Here is an 18,341-nt window from a genome sequence, read left to right on the forward strand (position 1 = left end):
AATTACGACACTTTATCTGAATAACCAATTTTTATCTATTAAAAAAGAGACGTTTAGCATTTTCTGATGCGATGTTCTGTATTTTATCAGTCGGAATGTCAAGTGTTTTCGCTGCATTTGTGATTATTTCTATGATGTTTCCGCTGTGTTCGTCTGTCTCAAACAATAGTCTGTCGTGGGGTGTTATTTTTATTGATTCAGTGTTATATAACTTTCCGAAAGACAAATAGAATCCATTGCTTAAGTATTGTAATGCCTGTTCAGGTTTTCCACGGAAACCATGTATGATCCATGCCTGTTTTGGCTTTATGGATTTTCTTAGTTTTATTATTTCGTTAGATGTCTTTACGGAGTGTATTATGAGGGGGAGTTCAAGTTCTTCTGATAAGGTTATACAGTTGCAGAATGCTTCATACTGTAGATTGATATCTGTATTGCACAGTTTGTCTGTTCCGCATTCGCCTATTGCAATTACGCGTTTGTCGTTTATTGCAGTTTGTTTTATCCATTCAGTCTGTTCTTCTATGTCGTCTGCAGTAACATACCACGGATGGATACCTATAGAAATATGTATTGCTGATATGAAATCTACGGTATCCTTGTCTTTCATGCAGAAACTGTTTATTTTGTATTCATGCATGGCTGAAACGTTGTGTGAATGGATATCAGTAATCATGATAGTGGTATATTGGATTAAGGCACAGGATCATATCCTGAACCACCCCACGGATGGCAGCGGAGGACTCTTCTTATAGTGAGGTACAAACCTTTGACAGGACCGTGTTTCTTTAAGGCCTCTATGGCGTATTGTGAGCACGTAGGGGTGAACCTGCATGACGGAGGTGTAAACGGCGAAATACAGTTTCTGTAAAAATATACCGGAGCCAGTAGCAGATAAGTAAATATCAGTTTTATGGTTTTCATCTTTCACACAAACTTTTCGGCAGTAAGCTGAAGCAGCTTAATTACTTTACTTTCTATTTCAGAAGAGTCACATAACTCGTTCCCGAGCCAGATGAAAGCTATTGCTGCTTTTTTATTTTCTTTTTCCAGAAAGTCTTTCAGTATGAACTTGTTTTTCCTGTAGGCCTCTCTTATCTGTCTTTTTACACGGTTTCTTTTTACGGCTCTTTTGAATTTCTTTTTCGGGACACTTATCAGAAGTGATATTGTGGGGAGCGACTCTTCCTCTACAGGCATATAGACTATTCTGAGCGGGAATGCCGGCAGAGACTTGCTTCCACCTGAAAACAGCTTTTCTATGATTATTTTGCTGTTCAGTCTCTCTTCCTTCTGTAATGTGAATATTTTCTTCTCGCTCATTAATCTTTATTTTATGGTTAAAAAAACAAATCGGGAGTTCCGCACCGCAAAGTTAAAAACTTTCCTGATACAAAACTCCCGATTATGGGTGATATTTATTCTTTTATTACTTATTATGCTCGCGAATGAAAGAATCAAGTGCGGCAGGCATTGACGGAGCTGCTGCAGATGGAGCTTCAAGATCAAGACGCAGTCCTGCATCTTTCACAGCCTTGGCTGTTGTAGGTCCGAAACATCCTATTGCGATGTCCTTCTGCTCGAAGTTAGGGAAGTTCTTCATCAACGATTGTATTCCTGCAGGGCTGAAGAATACCAACATATCGTAATCAAAACTTTCTTCCGGTGTGAAGTCATTGCTTACAGTGCGATACATGATAGCCTCTGTGTGCTGTATCTTGTGTTTGTCGAGCAAGTCTTTAACTTCATCGTTATGAACATCCGACATTGGGATGAAATACTTCTCTGTATTGTGCTTGATAATTGTAGGCAGCAAATCAGCAAATTTTCCACTAGGGCCGAAGAATACCTTGCGTTTTCTGTACTGTACATATTTCTGTATGTAAAGTGCGATAGCTTCTGATGTACAGAAATATTTCATTGTTTCCGGTATCGTAACACGCAGATCCACACAAAGATTAAAGAAGTGGTCTATTGCATGGCGTGATGTAAACACGATAGCTGTATGGTCCAAAATAGATACTTTCTGCTGTCTGAATTCCTTTGCAGTAAGGCTTTCTACTTTTATAAACGGGCGAAAATCTATCTTCACTCCGTATTTCTCAGCAATGTCAAAATAAGGAGACTTCTCTGTTGTCGGTTTTGGCTGAGAAACAAGAACTTTCTTTATCTTCAATGCTTTAAGTTTTTAATATCAATATGCTGTTAATTAATTCTATACCTTTCCACAGAAACAGGTCGGGTATTATTTCGAGGGTGCAAAAGTACAAAATTAAATGCAAAGCGCCATGAAAACTACTGAAAAAGTACCTAAAACACTTGTAAAATAACAATATTTTACTTATAAAGATGATAATTAGTATGATTTTTGAGGAAAAATGAAATTCAGAGTCAAGAAAAACAATGTAAAGTGCTGTGGGGAAAAGTGTGAAACCAAGTGCGGCAATTATGTTAAAAACGTTTTCTATCCATAGCCTGTTTTTTTCTTTATCGAAAAAAATCCAGTTTACGAATGAGTACATTATCCATTTTATTAGTAGAAAGATAATCAGCGTTCCCGCATAGATTCCCATCATTGCAGGATGGTTTGCGTTAAAGAAAAAATCCGGGTTGGAGTAGGAGTAGTAGTGATAGATGAGTAATCCACCCATAATTCCTGATACCACGCACAGGAGTACTGTTGGTATGTTTGATGTGGAGTTGTAGCTGTCATCGAATAGATTTGTCCTGTCTGGTGAAGCTGAAATACAGTTGCGTAATATCCTATAGATCCCTTTCTTCTCATTTTGTATGGCTATGACAATGAGTAGGAAACCTAGCATTATAGCAGTCATGACGTTACTGTCCGATACCAACTTGTAAGGCATGACCTCACCTTGCATACCGCTGTCTGCCGGTATGATTGTTTGTTCGGTTTCAGGTCTTACGCATACGCTGTCGTTGAATAATTTCCACTCATTCATATCTGGTATCTGGATAAATGCTTATATGGCTGCAAATTTACGAAATTCTTTGTTCCACATAGGTATCGTATATAATAAATCTACGGCCTCTTCCGGAGTATTTGCCACTTCCCACAGTTTTACATGTTCCGGTCTCATGAAATTTTCTTCAATGGCTTTTTCAAGCATATTGAGCAACGGAGTGAAATATCCGTTTATGTTCAGAACCACTATTGGTTTGAGATATAGCCCCAACTGCTTCCATGTGATTATTTCCAGCAGTTCTTCCAATGTGCCGCATCCTCCCGGCAGTGTGATTACAGCGTCGCTCATCTCTGCCATGAGGCTCTTTCTTTCGTGCATCGTTTCGGTTTCAATGGTCTGTGTCAGTCCCGTATGGTTCCAACCTTGCTCTACCATGAAGTGCGGAATAACTCCTGTCACTTTTCCTCCTGCTTCAAGAGCAGAATCCGATACGGCTGCCATTAGTCCCTGACATCCGGCTCCGTTTATTACATTTATACCTTTTTCTGCCAGCAATTTACCTAATTGTCTTGCTGCTTCGAAATAAGCCTCGTCTATCTTTGTGCTTGATGCGCAATAAACGCATACTGATTTTATATTTTCCAAATTCTTGATTTTAGTTGTTAAGAGCTAATTGCAAATGATTTTGTAACCTGTCAATACAAAAAAATGAAGAATGAAGACACTATGTGCCATTCATTCTTCATTTTATATCTTATTGGATTATAGTCCGAAAGCTTCTTTTACTTTGTCAACATAATCCAGTTTCTCCCATGTAAAGAGTTCTACCTCAACAGTCTTGTTGCCTTCGTAAACAGATTCGAATGTTTTTGTAACGACCTTTGGTTCGCGTCCCATGTGTCCGTAAGCAGCTGTTTCGCTGTAAATTGGATTGCGGAGTTTCAGGCGCTGTTCGATAGCTTTAGGTCTCATGTCGAATATTTCGTCAATCTTCTTGGCTATCTCACCGTCGGTCATTTTTACATTGCTTCTTCCGTAAGTGTTTACGTAGATGTTGATAGGTTTTGCAACACCGATAGCGTATGAAACCTGTACTAATATCTCGTCTGCTACACCTGCTGCTACAAGGTTCTTAGCGATGTGGCGAGCAGCATATGCTGCACTACGGTCAACCTTACTTGGGTCTTTACCAGAGAAAGCACCACCACCGTGAGCACCGGCTCCACCGTATGTGTCAACGATAATCTTACGTCCGGTCAGACCTGTATCACCGTGAGGACCACCGATAACGAACTTACCGGTAGGGTTTACGTGATACTTGATGTTGTCGTTGAACAGAGCCAATACAGCAGGGTTGTGTATCTCTGCTATCACTCTTGGCATAAGTACTTCGATAACGTCCTTGCGGATTGTAGCAAGCATTTCTTCGTCTGCCTTCAACTGAGCTTCTTTAGAAGAATCTGCAGGAGCAACGAACTCATCGTGCTGTGTAGAAACTACGATAGTGTCTATTCTTACAGGACGGCGGTCGTCATCGTATTCGATAGTAACCTGGCTTTTTGAGTCCGGACGGAGGTAAGTCATTACTTTGCCTTCGCGACGGATGTCGGCAAGCACTCTAAGTATCTTGTGAGCAAGGTCGAGCGAAAGAGGCATGTAGTTTTCGGTTTCGTTTGTAGCGTAACCGAACATCATACCCTGGTCGCCTGCACCCTGATCCATTGGTTCTTCGCGTTCCACTCCGCGGTTGATATCTGCACTCTGTTCGTGAATAGCAGAAAGTACTCCGCATGAGTTTCCTTCAAACATATACTCGCTCTTTGTATAGCCAATCTTGTTGATAACCTCTCTGGCTACACGCTGCAAGTCGATGTACGCATTGGTTTTCACTTCTCCTGCCAGTACCACCTGTCCGGTAGTTACCAATGTTTCGCAAGCTACTTTAGAACTGGGGTCATAAGCCAACAGTTTGTCAAGCACAGCATCCGATATTTGATCGGCTACTTTGTCGGGGTGTCCTTCAGACACAGATTCGGATGTGAATAAATATCCCATTTTACGTTTTAAATTAAAAAATTAGTGATTGTAATTATCCGTGTACGGACAGAGTAGGAATGTAGGAATAAATATATGTGTTTTAGCATTTTTTTCCGTGGTTGCAAGCTACTCAAATCTTTCCACTTTTTATTTCCGCCTGCAAAGATACGCATATTAATTGGAATAATTACAAAATGCATATTATTTTAACATACTTGGCCTTGGAAAGTTATAGATGTGCGGGAAAAAACTTGTAAATGTGCCGGCATAATCTATAAATTAAACTTGTGTTTTTATAAACAACACTGTTGTTTGTATAAATCACAGTGATATCTCTATAAACCACAGTGTTGTTTATAGATTTATTCAAGATATTTTAGTTTTTTGTTCGGTGTTGATATTATAATTTGAGCTGTCGCAAATTATGCGACAGCTCAAATTATGTAAGAAATTCACTCTACACTAATGTGATATTTCTTTTAATCTCTTCTTAAAAACAGGATGTACAGCATCGCCTGCAATCTCTAATAATGGTTTCATAACGAAATCCCTTTCTGTCATAAGCGGGTGGGGAATGGTCAGTTCATCTGACCTCATAATCATATCGTCGTAAAGGAGAATGTCGATGTCAATAGGGCGGTCGGAATATACTTTGTTTACAGATTTCTGTGTTCTGCCCATTTCTATTTCTATTTCCTTTATAATATGAAGAATGGCTGCTGGTTCAAGCGATGTTTCCACACAAAGGGCTGCATTCAGGAATGAGTTGTCCGACTTGAATCCCCAAGGTTCTGTTTCATAAAAAGAAGATAGGGAAGTCACCTTCCCTATCTTCTCTTCTATATTGGTTACTGCCGTTAGCAGATTCTTTCTTTTGTCGCTAAGGTTGGTTCCAAGGCCCAAAAATACTTTTGCCATAATTATTTGTCGAGTATAAGCATTGCGTCGCCGTAAGTACCGAAACGGTAGTCTTCTTTAAGGGCAATGTTGTAGGCATCCATGATAAGTTCGTATCCACCGTATGAGCAAACAAGCATAAGCATTGTTGACATAGGCATGTTGAAGTTGCTCACCATTGAGTTTGCCACGCTGAAATCGTATGGAGGGAAGATGAACTTGTTTGTCCATCCTTCGTATTCCTTGAGATGTCCGTCTGTGCTTACTGCAGTTTCGATAGTTCTCATTACAGTAGTACCTACGGCACAGATGTTATGACCGTTGTCTTTGGCATTGTTTACTATGCGGCATGCTTCTGCATTGACAAACATCTGCTCTGAATCAACTTTATGTTTTGTAAGGTCTTCAACGTCTATTTCGCGGAAGTTGCCAAGTCCTGCATGCATTGTGATGAATGCAAAGTCGATACCTTTGATTTCCATACGCTTCATAAGCTCGCGGCTGAAGTGCAATCCTGAAGCAGGAACGGTTACGGCTCCTTCATTCTTTGCAAAGATATTCTGGAAGCGTTCCTCGTCAATCTTTTCAGCACGACGGTGTATGAATGGAGGCAATGGTGGTTCGCCAAGCGCATAAAGGGCTTTCTTGAACTCATCATGCGGACCGTCATAAAGGAAGCGCAGTGTACGTCCTCTTGATGTAGTGTTGTCTATAACTTCGGCTACCATTGAATCGTCTTCGCCGAAATACAGTTTGTTTCCGATACGTATCTTACGTGCCGGGTCAACAAGAACGTCCCACAGACGTAGTTCTTCGTTCAGTTCCCTGAGCAGGAATACCTCGATTTTAGCGCCTGTCTTTTCTTTGTTTCCGTACAAACGTGCAGGGAATACTTTAGTGTCGTTAAAGATAAACACATCCTTGTCGTCGAAATAATTCAGGATGTCCTTGAACACCTTGTGCTCTATTTCGCCTGTTGACTTATGTACCACCATCAGGCGTGACTCGTCTCTGTATTCTGTAGGATACAGAGCAATTTTTTCATCCGGCAATTTAAATTTGAATTGTGACAGTTTCATCTTTTGTTCCTTTCTTTCCTTAATCGTTTGTAACTTTAATATCTTGCTTGTCGAGCCATTGCTCGAAATCTTCAGGTTTCATACAGTCTTCCAGCTTCACATCTCCCACGCGGGTACGTATCAGTCCTGTGAGATGTGCACCGCTGTCGAGGGCTTGTCCGATGTCCCTTGCCAAGGCTCTGATGTAAGTTCCTTTGCTGCAGACTACTCTGATTTTTATCTCAGGCAGGTTACATTCCAAAAGCTCTATATCATCTATAACAAGTGTCTTGGCTTTTAGTTCAACTTCATCGCCTTTTCTTGCAAGGTCGTATGCTCTTTTACCGTCAACCTTACATGCCGAGAATACCGGTGGCACCTGTTCTATGGTTCCTATGAATTTTTTCAGTACTTCCTCCACCATTTCGCGTGTGATATGTTCGGTAGGATATGTCGCATCTATCTCCTTTTCAAGGTCGAACGACGGAGTGGTAGCTCCCAGTTGCAGAGTGGCGATATATTCCTTGGTGTGATACTGAAATTCCTCTATTCTTTTTGTTGCCTTTCCGGTGCATATAATCATCACTCCCGTAGCAAGAGGGTCAAGTGTTCCGGCATGTCCCACTTTTATTTTCTTCACCCCCATTTTGCGGCTTATGTGATATCTAAGCTTGTTTACTACAGCAAACGATGTCCACTTCAGCGGTTTGTCTATGTATAGAATTTCTCCTTCCTTAAAATCCAGCATACAGACCGTTTTAGTTGAGTAATGATACAGCTATAGTTATGGCTCCGGCTATCGCACAATAAATACCGAAGTAAACCAGTTTTCCTTTCTTGACAATGTTAATCATCCATTTGCAGGCGATACATCCGGAAATGAAGGCTGCAAGGAAGCCTGCTACAAGTGCACCTACCGATACACCGGCATCGGCAGCAGATGCTTCATTTACAATCTTTATACCGTCTAAAAGAGCTTCGCCCAATATTGGAGGAATAACCATAAGGAATGAGAACTGTGCGAGTGATTCTTTTTTGTTGCCAAGCAATAGTCCTGTAGCGATGGTAGAACCTGAACGTGACAATCCCGGCATTACTGCACAAGCCTGTGCCAGACCGATGATGAATGCATCTTTCATGCTGATTTTCTCTTTGGTGCGGGGCTTGGCATAATATGAAAACACCAGAAGAGCCGCAGTAAGCAACAGCATTATTCCTACAATCAGAAGTCCTGAACCGAATATGTCTTCTACATAGTCTTTGAAGAACACTCCGACAATTCCCACAGGAATCATGGAAACTATGATGTTCAATACATATTTAGTTTCTTCGTTCATCTGGAATTTGAACAGACCGCGGAAAATCCAGTCTATTTCTTTCCACAATATCACTAGCGTACTAAGTACAGTTGCCACGTGCACCACAATGGTGAATGTCAGGTTTTCTTCACCTTCTATCCCGAAAAGTGCAGAACCGATGGCAAGGTGCCCACTACTACTCACAGGCAGATATTCTGTGAGTCCTTGAAGGAGTCCCAGAATAATAGCTTCAATCCAAGTCATGTTTTGTTATTCTTAATTTTCGATATTTTCTGAAATTGATTTTGGTTTACGCAGTATGCCGTATATCATGAAAATAAATCCTACGAAACATACAAATGGTGCTACTTTGATGCGGCGCACACTGAAAATGTCCGGTTCGAATGCTGTTTCTGTCGAACCAGGTCCTGTCATCAGCAGAAAGCCGATGATGATGACTGCCATTCCTATCCCCAGAAGGATGAAGTTTGTCTTGTCGAATGCAAATTTAGTTCTGTCCATATCTTGATTATATTATTGTTTTCAATACAGTTCGCTTATTTTCATGCGCAGATATTTGTTGATTGATATGTATGCGCACAGTGTGGTTATTATCATACCGAACACCATTACTGCAAGCGCTACAATCATTATACTTTCCGGCGATACTATAGCCAGAAGTTCAGGTTCGTATTTTACGGCGGTATATGCCGATGCCGTAAGAATGGCGTTTGCCACAGCTCCGGAAAGTATTCCTATCCACAGGTTTCTGGTGATGAACGGGCGGCGTATGAAACTCCAGCTTGCACCCACCAGTTTCATGGTGTGTATCAGAAACCTTTTGGAATAGATAGTCAGACGTATGGTATTGTTTATCAGCGAGAATGATATCAGCGAGAGTAGAACAGCAAGTCCCAGCAGGAAAGCACTTATTTTCTGAAGGTTCCTGTTTACGGAGTCAAGCAGATTTTGGGGATAACTTATTTCCAATATACTCTTGTTTGCCATAAGCTCCTTCTCAATCCATTTTATGCTGTCCGGATTAGTATATCCGGCATTTAACCTTATTTCTATCGAAGCGTTGAACGGATTATGTCCCAAGAATTCGCTTGGGTCTGTACCCATAGCCTCTATCTGCTCTTTAAGTGCCTGATCCTTCGATATATATACTGTTTGTTTTACGTAGTCTTTCTTGTTGAGGCTTTCCTGAAGCTTTATTATGGAAGTTTCCTTTATTCCGTCGTCAAGTATAGCGCTGAAGGCTATGTTTTCTCTGATATACACAGAAAGGTTGTTGGCTGTCAGTACGAAAAAAACTACCAGTCCCAGCAGAAACAATACCATTGTAGTGCTTATTCCTGCTGTGATAAATTGCATGTCGAATATTGACTTATGTTTTCTCATAACTGTTTCTTCCTGAATATATAAATCATTGAACTGCTTTTGTCTTTATGGTTGAGGGATGCAATCCAGGCTTTCGTTCCTGTGAGTAATCCCCGTACGAAAGTATTGGATTTTTTCATATACTTTTCGCTGAGCATTGACACGTAAAAGGCATCGAATGGCATGGGATATCTTTCTGTCATTACAAAACCATGTTTGGATGCTAATTTTTTTATTGTAGTCGGTGTGAAGTGCCACAAATGGCGTGGAACATCGTATGCTGCCCACATTTCCTTATATTTCCCGGCATCGTATGATGTTGCGTTCGGCACAGCAATTATAAGTGTCCCACTGTCTTTGAGGATTCTCTCCAGTGTATTCCATGTACGGTCCAGTTGTTCCAGATGTTCCATTACATGCCAAAGAGTGATAACATCAAACTCTTTATCTTTAAGTGTGAATAATGTTTCCGGTGGATATACATCAAGTCCGAAGTGTTCTTTTGCGAAAGCTCTTGCCTGAGGACTTTTTTCAATTGCAGAGACCTGCCATCCTTCATTTTTCATTTTGTCTGCAAAATATCCGGTACCGGTACCAATGTCAAGAATCTTTCCGCATGTCAGATTACTGTTTCTGCTCACAAGCTTTGATTTTTCTGAAAGCATGTGTTTTCTAACCTTATGATATACTGAGTTCATAAGTCCCTTGTGAGTATCGCTGTGTGAAATGTAATCCGGTGATTCGTAGTATCGACCTATCTCAGACTCAACAGGTGCATTCTGAGTAAACATGAAGCTACAATTTATGCAACGGCACAAATCGAACGATTCGCCCGTGGCATAATGGTCTGTACATGTCATAACCTTTTCAAACTGGCTTTGTCCGCATATCGGACACTTTTCTATATATAGTTTACCCACTTTTATCCCTAATTTGCTGCAAAATAACAAAATAAATAGGTATGTATAGTATTTATTTAAAAGTTTTTAAGAGTATGTGCATATATTCGTTGTTTTTCACTATCTTCGTATATAAAATAAATCTTGGATTATGGAAAATAAAAAACTTACAAGGTCTGATGACCGCATGATAGCTGGAGTTTGTGCCGGTCTGGCAGAATATTTCGGCTTGGATACCACTTTAGTGAGGGTCGGTTATGCTTTACTTACTGTATTTACTGCGTTCTCAGGAGTTATAATATATATCATACTCATGATTGTTATGCCTGAAAGGAAATGGTAAAAATTTAGATATAAACCAAATAATTAATATTATGAATAAGATAAAGAACATGCTCATAGCTTCAGCATTATGTCTGAGCATAAGCTCTTGTTGTGGAAGTTATAAAAATGAAACGCCTGCTGCGATTCCTTCGGATCCTGAGATTGAAGCCAATATTAAGGAATGGCTTGGAAAAATGACCCTTGAACAAAAGATAGGTCAGATGTGTGAAATAACAATAGACGTTGTAAGCGATTTTGAGGGAAGCAAGAAACACGGCTTTGTGATGAACCAGGCAATGCTTGACACTGTGATAGGAAAGTATAAGGTGGGCTCATTGCTTAACGTTCCTTTGAGTATTGCACAGACTAAGGAGAAATGGGCTGAGGTAATAAAGCAGATTCAGGACATCTCAATGAAGGAGATAGGAATTCCTTGTATTTATGGCGTCGATCAGATACATGGAACGACTTATACTCTTGGGGGTACGATGTTTCCACAAGGTATAAATATGGCAGCCTCATTCAACCGTGAAATGGTCCGTAAGGGAGCTGAGATTTCTGCGTACGAAACCAAGGCCGGATGTATTCCATGGACATATGCCCCTGTAGTGGATTTGGGACGTGATCCACGCTGGCCTCGTATGTGGGAGAACTACGGTGAGGACTGTTATGTAAATGCAGAGATGGGTAAGGCTGCTGTCGCGGGTTTTCAGGGAAATGACCCTAATCATATAGGTGAATATAATGTAGCCGCATGTATGAAGCATTACATGGGTTACGGTGTTCCTGTTTCCGGAAAGGACCGTACTCCTTCTTCAATATCACGCAGCGATTTGCGCGAAAAGCATTTCGCTCCTTTCCTTGCTGCCGTTCGTAATGGCGCACTGAGCGTGATGGTCAATTCCGGTGTTGACAATGGAATGCCTTTCCATGCTAATCGTGAACTACTTACCGAATGGTTGAAAGAAGACTTGAACTGGGATGGTATGATAGTGACTGACTGGGCTGATATCAACAATCTTTGTACTCGCGACCATATTGCGGCTACCAAGAAGGAAGCTATAAAGATAGCGATTAACGCTGGTATAGATATGTCCATGGTTCCATATGAGGTAAGTTTCTGTACTTATCTTAAGGAACTTGTTGAAGATGGTGAAGTTCCTATGAGCAGAATAGATGATGCCGTATCACGTGTGCTTCGTCTTAAATACCGTTTGGGACTGTTTGAAAATCCATACTGGGATATCAAGAAATATGACAAGTTTGGCTCTGAAGAGTTTGCTGCTGTAGCACTTCAGGCAGCCGAAGAATCAGAAATACTTCTAAAGAATGATAATAATATACTTCCTGTCAAGAAAGGCAGAAAGATTCTGCTGACAGGTCCAAATGCCAATTCCATGCGCTGCCTGAATGGCGGTTGGTCATACAGCTGGCAGGGACACCGTGCTGATGAGTGTGCACAGGCATATAATACTATATACGAGGCATTATGCAACAAATATGGAAAGGAGAATATCATTTATGAACCTGGTGTTACATACGCTGCATCCAAGAATGATAACTGGTGGGAAGAAAATACACTGGAAACAGGTAAGGCTGTCTCGGCTGCTTCACGTGCCGATGTTATAGTGGCGTGTATAGGTGAGAATTCTTATTGTGAAACTCCGGGTAATATTACCGATCTTACACTGTCGGAAAATCAGAGTAATCTTGTAAAAGCTTTGGCAAAGACAGGCAAACCTATTGTGCTGGTATTGAATCAGGGACGTCCACGTATAATAAAAGATATAGAACCACTGGCACAGGGAATTATAAACATAATGCTTCCGAGTAATTATGGTGCTGACGCTTTGGCTAATCTGATGTCCGGTGATGCAAACTTCAGCGCAAAGATGCCTTTTACATATCCTAAATATGCCAGTTCTTTTGCAACTTACGATTACAAACCTTGCGAGAATATGGGACAGATGGGCGGTAACTATAACTATGATGCTGTCATGGATGTCCAGTGGCCTTTCGGCTTCGGTTTGAGCTATACTACTTACAGCTATGATAATCTTCGTGCAGACAAAACTTCGTTTACCGCGGGTGATGAAATAACAGTTTCTGTAGATGTTACCAATACCGGAAGTGTAGCAGGAAAAGAGCCTGTTCTTCTGTACTCAAAAGATATGGTTGCCAGCAGCACTCCGGACAATATCCGTTTGCGTAATTTTGAGAAGGTCTCATTACAGCCAGGTGAAACAAAGACTGTTAGTATGAAGATTAAGGGCAGTGATCTTGCCTTTGTAGGTTATGACGGTAAGTGGCGTTTGGAGAAAGGTGATTTCAAACTGAAATGTGGCGATAAGTGGATTGATTTGAGTTGCTCTGAAACAAAGATTTGGGATACACCTAATATATAAAGTAAAAATCTGATAGGATAATATAATAGAAGGCGCTGTTTCTTAGGCGCCTTTTATTGTATATATAATATTCTGTCATGTCCTAAAATGAAGTCCCATTTTAGGACATTTTCCGCATGTGTGAACATTTTTACATGTAAACGTACTATTTTATATTTCTTATAGTGATGTATGAACTTATATTTGCAATAAAAATATAATACTATTATTGATTAGCACTATTATCACTATGAGAAAGACTTTTTACGGTTTGTTTATAGTATTGCTATTGACAACCTCTTGTTTAATGGCAGAAGAAGTTCTGTATTCAAAGAAATTTGCAGATTCAGAAATGAAACGCTTTCCGCAGGCATGGCAGCTTGATCATGGCAAACGTCTGTTTTTCGGATATGCCCAAGGTGTTGGCTGTTGTGCAATGTTGGATATGTGGAGATCTACTGGAGAAAAACGATATTATGATTATGTAGAAGAATGGGCCGATACATTGATAAATGATAATGGGGAAATTTATAAGTACGATATGTCAACTTATAATTTGGATTTTATCAATTCAGGAAAAATATTGTTTGATGTTTATCACGAGACTGGAGATGAAAAGTACAAGAAAGCGATGGACCTTCTTGTCAAACAGTTGGAAAGACAACCAAGAACCCTTAAGGGCGGCTTTTGGCATAAACTTATCTATCAGCATCAGATGTGGCTTGACGGGTTGTATATGGCTTCTCCATTTATGGCCAGATATGGAGCAGAATTTAACAGACCTGACCTGATTGATGAGGCGGTAAAACAATTTAAGCTTTGTCATGAATATACCTATGATAAGAATACGGGATTATATTATCACGCATGGGATGAAAGTAAATCTCAGCGTTGGGCTGATCCTGAGACTGGGCACTCACCTAATTTTTGGGGAAGAAGCATAGGCTGGTGGTTTATGGCTCTAGTCGATGTATTGGATTATATTCCGGAAAATCATAGTGGACGAACTGAACTTATCGGATATGTCAGGGGATTGGCTGAAAGTCTTTGTAAATACCAGGATAAGAATGGATTGTGGTATCAGATTGTTGACCAGCCGGAGAGAGAAGGAAATTTTCCGGAAGCTTCGGTAACTACGCAGTGCATGTATGCTTATGCCAAAGCTGTGAACAAAGGATATATTGATGGCAAATATCGTGTAGTGGCAGAGAAGGCATTTAAGGGAATAAATGAAAAACTGATACATAAAAATGCAGATGGTACACTTACTATGACGAGGTGTTGTCAGGTTGGTGGCTTGGGAGGCAATCCTTATAGAGATGGTAGTTTTGAATATTATGTAGGAGAGAAGATACGCGATAATGATTCAAAAGCAACCGGACCTTATATAATGGGATGTCTGCAACTTGGATATTGAATAATGATTAACCTGAGAACTAAATGATAAAGATGATTATGAAAAGACTTTTTTTTATATTTTGCAGCGTTTGTCTTATTATAAATACAGCTTTTGCCTGGCAGGAGTATAAGTATGAGTATCTATATGATAATCTTCCTTTTTTGATGCCAAAGGTTATGACACCTGATTTCCCTGATAATGAAGTCAATCTGAAAGACTTTGGAGCGATAGGCGATGGCATTCATCTGTGTACAGATAATTTTTCAAAGGCTATTGATGCTCTGAGTGAAAAGGGCGGTGGAAAACTTGTAGTTCCTGCAGGTGTGTGGTTCACAGGGCCTATTGTTCTGAAAAGTAATATAAATCTGCACATCGAAAAAGGAGCCATAATACTGTTTTCACCAGATGTGGATTTATATCCTTTGGTTGAGACCGTTTTCGAGGGACTTGACACAAGACGTTGCCAGTCGCCTATTTCCGGACGTAATCTGGTAAATGTCGCTATCACAGGACAAGGAGCTATTGATGGGAATGGACATTACTGGCGACCTTTGAAGAAGCAGAAAGTGACAGAAAGTCAATGGAAAGCTGCTACATCAAGAGGAGGTGTTTATAAACGTCCTGATTATTGGTTCCCTTATCCTGAAACTCTGAAAGGTGATACAATAAGCAATATGAACGTTCCACAAAATCTTCATACAGAAGAAGAGTGGAATAGTGTAAGACATTTTTTACGTCCTGTAATGGTCAGCCTCATTGAATGTAAGAATGTATGGTTACAGGGAGTGATATTCCAGAATTCACCAGCCTGGAATCTGCATCCTCTGATGTGTGAAAATGTTTTGATAGAAGATGTCGAAGTACGTAATCCAAGTTATGCCCAAAATGGTGACGGACTGGATCTGGAGTCTTGTAAAAATGTACTTATAGTGAATTCATCATTTGATGTAGGTGATGATGGTATATGTCTTAAAAGTGGAAAAGACGAGGACGGACGCCGCAGAGCACGTCCTTGTGAGAATGTGATAGTGGATGGATGTACAGTCTATAAAGGTCATGGCGGTTTTGTTGTTGGAAGTGAGATGAGTGGTGGAGTACGTAATATTTCAGTAAGCAATTGTCAGTTTCTCGGTACAGATGTCGGACTCCGTTTTAAGAGTAAAAGAGGTAGAGGAGGCATTGTTGAGAATATATGGATAAGAAATGTATCTATGATGAATATTCCTACGGAACCAATAACATTTAATCTTTATTATGGTGGAAAATCCGCAGTTAAGGTCTTGGAGAGTGGAGAGGTTGTTCCTGCTAAGGTTGATCCTATGCCTGTTGACGAAACTACACCTTGTTTTAGGAATATTCATGTCGAGAATCTGACATGTACAAATGCACGCAGGGCGATGTATTTCAATGGAATACCTGAAATGCCGATTGACGGAATCACTTTGAAGCATATTCGTATCAGTGCCAGCAAAGATGCAGAGTTTTATTATTGTAAAAATATTCACCAGGAAGATGTAGAAATTGTTATATTGAAATAATAATTATATCTAAACATATTGTTCATTAATTTTAGAATCTATCATGAAGAGACTTTTTTATTTTATCTCAGCAATAGCTGTTATGGCTTGCAGTTCCGAAGAACATGAGCCTATTGACAGATTTGCTCTTGTAGAAAGGAATAATCCTGTGGTAACTACGGTCGATTCTTTATCTTCTTTGTCTGTAGGTAACGGGGAGTTTGCCTTTACTACAGATATTACAGGATTACAGACTTTTCCTGAAGTATATTCAAACGGAGTACCATTGGGAACACAAAGCCAATGGGGATGGCATAGCTTTGAGAATGACGGAAACTATAGACCGGAAGATGCATTAAAGGAATTTGATTTCGGACGTGGACACAAAGAAATTTATTCATGTCAGTTTAAGGAAGAAGGAAGACAAAAAGATGCCTCAAACTGGCTTCGTGCCAATCCTCATAGATTGCACCTTGGAATTGTAGGGCTGGAATTGGGTGATGATGTCGATTATTCACAACTTCAGAATATTAATCACAAACTGGATATGTGGAATGGGAAAATACATAGTAGTTTTTCAATATCAGGAGTTCAATATGATGTGAATACTGTATGTCATCCTGATAAAGACATGATAGCCTCAAGGGTGTCTTCAGCCTCAAGAACAGGTATAAAATTTCATTTTCCATATCCAACGGGGAAACATAGTGACGATGCTTGTGACTGGAATTCAAATGATAAACATTCTACTACTGTTGTGAGTCAGGATGAAAATTCTGCTGTATTGAAACGTCAGATTGATGCTACATCTTATTTTGTTACTATAAACTGGAAGGGAAAAGCCAGTCTGACCGAGAAAGAAAAGAATTATTTTGTACTTGTTCCGGCAGATACTCTGCTGGAGTTTACATGCCATTTCACTTCTATGCAAACAGAAGATACTGAAGATTCTTTTGATGACATTGTAAAGGCTTCTGCTAGCTATTGGAACAGTTTCTGGAAAGAAGGAGCTGTAGTAGACTTTTCTGAATGTACTGACTCAAGAGCAAAAGAATTGGAACGTCGTGTGGTATTAAGCCAATATTTACTTGCAATTCAATGTGCCGGATCTACTCCTCCCCAGGAAACAGGTCTTACATATAATTCTTGGTTTGGAAAATTTCATCTGGAAATGATATGGTGGCACCAGGCACAATTTGCATTATGGGGACACCCGGAATTGCTTGACCGTACATTGGCATGGTATGGGAAAGCAGAACCTATGGCTCGTGAGATTGCCCAAAGACAGGGCTTTGAAGGTGTCAGATGGATGAAAATGACCGATCCTGATGCAACGGAAGCTCCTTCTAATGTGGGAAGTTTTCTTATATGGCAACAACCGCATATCATTTATCTGGCCGAATTGTTATATCGTGCAAATCCTTCTGATGAACTTATAGGAAAATATAATGACATGATTCAGGAAACAGCAAAATTTATGTATTCATTTGCCACTTATGATAAAGAAAATGACAGATATATACTTAAAGGTGCTATTCCTGCTCAGGAAACATTGCGTGCTGCAGATACAGTAAATCCTCCTTTTGAATTATCATATTGGTTATTTGGACTGCAGACCGCACAGACATGGAGAGAACGTGCCGGCATGGAGCGTGTGGAAGAGTGGGACAATCTGATAGAGAAAATATCTCCACTGGCTTATAATGAAGACCAATTATATCTGGCTGCAGAAACAGCGGTTGATACTTATAAAGATATTCGTTTTACTTCAGACCACATGGCTGTATTAGGCGCTGTAGGCATCCTTCCTATGAATAAGCTTGTTAATCCGGAATATATGAGAAATACTTTGAATTGGGTCTGGAATAACTGGAATTGGAATAAGACATGGGGATGGGACTATCCTATGACAGCAATGAATGCAGCACGTTTGGGTGAACCGGAAAAGGCTGTAGGAGCATTGCTGATGAATAAACGTACTAATACATATCTTGTTAATGGACATAATTATCAGGACGGACGTTTGCGTGTTTATTTACCAGGAAATGGAGGACTTCTGACTGCTATTGCTATGATGTGTGCAGGTTGGGATGGTTCGGAGGGTGTTAATCCCGGATTTCCTAAGGATGGTAAATGGAATGTTAAATGGGAAGGCTTGAAACCTCTTCCTTAATCAATATGAATATATCGTAACGTAAAAAGGCGCTAACAAAGCGCC

General features: G+C 40.2%; 18 protein-coding genes and 1 pseudogene. 5 read left to right on the top strand and 14 right to left on the bottom strand.

The features are described from left to right. Positions 1-31: 31 nt before the first annotated feature. From Q0486_RS04980 to Q0486_RS05045, 14 genes are all read right to left on the bottom strand, one after another. Positions 32-676: a TatD family hydrolase gene (locus tag Q0486_RS04980; protein WP_299230799.1), complete on the bottom strand. Its 645-nt coding sequence runs from the start codon at positions 674-676 to the stop codon at positions 32-34. 17 nt (positions 677-693) lie between these two features. After that, positions 694-915, bottom strand: a complete 222-nt coding sequence (yidD, locus tag Q0486_RS04985) for a membrane protein insertion efficiency factor YidD (RefSeq protein ID WP_235327130.1) — start codon at positions 913-915, stop codon at positions 694-696. A gap of 12 nt (positions 916-927) precedes the next feature. Then, positions 928-1,323, bottom strand: a complete 396-nt coding sequence (gene rnpA, locus Q0486_RS04990; protein ID WP_299230800.1) for a ribonuclease P protein component — start codon at positions 1,321-1,323, stop codon at positions 928-930. A 106-nt stretch (positions 1,324-1,429) separates the two neighbouring features. After that, complete coding sequence (locus tag Q0486_RS04995; protein WP_235327116.1) at positions 1,430-2,176, bottom strand: uroporphyrinogen-III synthase; 747 nt, start codon at positions 2,174-2,176, stop codon at positions 1,430-1,432. 4 nt (positions 2,177-2,180) lie between these two features. Further along, complete coding sequence (locus Q0486_RS05000) at positions 2,181-2,963, bottom strand: DUF4271 domain-containing protein (protein ID WP_299230804.1); 783 nt, start codon at positions 2,961-2,963, stop codon at positions 2,181-2,183. Between the two features lie 21 nt (positions 2,964-2,984). Continuing rightward, positions 2,985-3,572, bottom strand: coding sequence for a TIGR00730 family Rossman fold protein (locus tag Q0486_RS05005; RefSeq protein WP_299230806.1), 588 nt, complete (start codon positions 3,570-3,572; stop codon positions 2,985-2,987). 117 nt (positions 3,573-3,689) lie between these two features. Then, positions 3,690-4,982 (bottom strand): methionine adenosyltransferase, encoded by a 1,293-nt coding sequence (gene metK / locus Q0486_RS05010; RefSeq protein WP_154045002.1) that lies wholly within the window; start codon positions 4,980-4,982, stop codon positions 3,690-3,692. A gap of 444 nt (positions 4,983-5,426) precedes the next feature. Continuing rightward, the gene (gene folK, locus Q0486_RS05015; protein WP_299230810.1) at positions 5,427-5,882 is read right to left on the bottom strand and encodes a 2-amino-4-hydroxy-6-hydroxymethyldihydropteridine diphosphokinase; all 456 of its coding nucleotides are present in this window, start codon (positions 5,880-5,882) and stop codon (positions 5,427-5,429) included. A 2-nt stretch (positions 5,883-5,884) separates the two neighbouring features. Next, complete coding sequence (gene queA, locus Q0486_RS05020; protein WP_287678508.1) at positions 5,885-6,940, bottom strand: tRNA preQ1(34) S-adenosylmethionine ribosyltransferase-isomerase QueA; 1,056 nt, start codon at positions 6,938-6,940, stop codon at positions 5,885-5,887. Between the two features lie 19 nt (positions 6,941-6,959). After that, positions 6,960-7,664 (bottom strand): tRNA pseudouridine(55) synthase TruB, encoded by a 705-nt coding sequence (gene truB, locus Q0486_RS05025; RefSeq protein WP_154045012.1) that lies wholly within the window; start codon positions 7,662-7,664, stop codon positions 6,960-6,962. Positions 7,665-7,677: 13 nt separating this feature from the next. After that, on the bottom strand, positions 7,678-8,481 hold the full coding sequence (locus Q0486_RS05030) for an undecaprenyl-diphosphate phosphatase (RefSeq protein ID WP_287678509.1): 804 nt from the start codon (positions 8,479-8,481) through the stop codon (positions 7,678-7,680). A 12-nt stretch (positions 8,482-8,493) separates the two neighbouring features. Next, entirely contained in the window at positions 8,494-8,739 is a 246-nt protein-coding gene (locus tag Q0486_RS05035; protein ID WP_154045006.1) for a DUF3098 domain-containing protein, read from the bottom strand. A gap of 21 nt (positions 8,740-8,760) precedes the next feature. Then, a complete protein-coding gene (locus Q0486_RS05040; RefSeq protein WP_299230814.1) occupies positions 8,761-9,621 on the bottom strand; it encodes a permease-like cell division protein FtsX in 861 nt (286 codons plus the stop codon). Continuing rightward, on the bottom strand, positions 9,618-10,520 hold the full coding sequence (locus tag Q0486_RS05045) for a class I SAM-dependent methyltransferase (protein ID WP_299230816.1): 903 nt from the start codon (positions 10,518-10,520) through the stop codon (positions 9,618-9,620). Before Q0486_RS05045 ends, Q0486_RS05040 begins: the two co-directional genes overlap by 4 nt. A gap of 130 nt (positions 10,521-10,650) precedes the next feature. Between Q0486_RS05045 and Q0486_RS05050 the strand changes: the two genes are divergently transcribed. The 5 genes and pseudogenes from Q0486_RS05050 to Q0486_RS05070 all read left to right on the top strand — a co-directional run bounded on the left by Q0486_RS05050 (position 10,651) and on the right by Q0486_RS05070 (position 18,296). Next, a complete protein-coding gene (locus Q0486_RS05050; RefSeq protein WP_299230843.1) occupies positions 10,651-10,842 on the top strand; it encodes a PspC domain-containing protein in 192 nt (63 codons plus the stop codon). A gap of 31 nt (positions 10,843-10,873) precedes the next feature. Then, positions 10,874-13,228 carry a glycoside hydrolase family 3 N-terminal domain-containing protein gene (locus Q0486_RS05055; protein WP_299230845.1) on the top strand — a complete coding sequence of 785 codons (2,355 nt, stop codon included), beginning with the start codon at positions 10,874-10,876 and terminating at the stop codon, positions 13,226-13,228. A 304-nt stretch (positions 13,229-13,532) separates the two neighbouring features. After that, a pseudogene (locus Q0486_RS05060) lies at positions 13,533-14,624 on the top strand (glycoside hydrolase family 88 protein); the annotation flags it as partial. A 38-nt stretch (positions 14,625-14,662) separates the two neighbouring features. Then, positions 14,663-16,144 (top strand): glycoside hydrolase family 28 protein, encoded by a 1,482-nt coding sequence (locus Q0486_RS05065; protein WP_299230847.1) that lies wholly within the window; start codon positions 14,663-14,665, stop codon positions 16,142-16,144. A gap of 43 nt (positions 16,145-16,187) precedes the next feature. After that, complete coding sequence (locus tag Q0486_RS05070) at positions 16,188-18,296, top strand: hypothetical protein (protein ID WP_299230849.1); 2,109 nt, start codon at positions 16,188-16,190, stop codon at positions 18,294-18,296. Positions 18,297-18,341 lie beyond the last annotated feature (45 nt).

The sequence above is a fragment of the uncultured Bacteroides sp. genome, from assembly GCF_937912035.1.
Lineage (GTDB): Bacteria > Bacteroidota > Bacteroidia > Bacteroidales > Bacteroidaceae > Phocaeicola.